Below are 621 nucleotides of genomic sequence, written 5' to 3'. Positions count from 1 at the left end.
CCTGTTCGCCCTCGCCGTCGTCCTCATGCTGATCGGCCAGTTCCTCGGGACCCCCGGGCTGGACGTCTTCGGGACGCGGGTGAAGGACCGCTCCGGCCCCGCCGTCCTGCGGTCCGTCCAGGACCTGAGCCGGTACGAGGGCGCGGCGGGGACCTACCAGGTGGTGGTCGACCTGGAGCACGACGCGCGGTTCCTGCCGGACTCGATCCGCGGCACCCGCACCCTCTACGTGGCGAGCGGCAGCGTCGGCGCCTATGTCGAACTGGGGCGCCTCGGGGGCGACGCCGTGACCGTCGACGCGGATCGGACCGCGGTCACCCTGCGCCTGCCGCACGCCAGGCCGGCCGCTCCCGCGCTGGATCCCGAGCGCTCGTACGCCGTGTCCAAGCAGCGCGGCCTGCTCGACCGGCTGGGCGACCTCTTCTCGGACAACCCCGCGAGCGAGCAGGCCGTCAACGTCCTCGCCGCCCAGCGGATCAGCGCCGCCGCCCGCGAGTCCGGCCTGACGGCCCGGGCGGAGCGGAACACGACCGAGATGCTTCGCGAACTCCTGCGCGGCCTCGGCTTCGAGCGGGTGACGGTCACCTACGTGTGAGCGGGAGCCGCGCGGGTCGCATCCTG

The 621-nt window shown here is 73.9% G+C and carries 1 protein-coding gene; it reads left to right on the top strand.

The annotated features are described in order from the left end of the window. Position 1 precedes the first annotated feature (1 nt). On the top strand, positions 2–595 hold the full coding sequence (locus K7G60_RS38650; RefSeq protein ID WP_374115754.1) for a DUF4230 domain-containing protein: 594 nt from the start codon (positions 2–4) through the stop codon (positions 593–595). The last annotated feature ends 26 nt before the right edge of the window (positions 596–621 follow it).

This window comes from Streptomyces sp. NK15101, assembly GCF_020400725.1.
Taxonomy (GTDB): Bacteria; Actinomycetota; Actinomycetes; order Streptomycetales; family Streptomycetaceae; genus Streptomyces.
The sequence above is the reverse complement of the archived record's forward strand: the minus strand, read 5'-3'. Positions and strand labels throughout refer to the sequence as shown.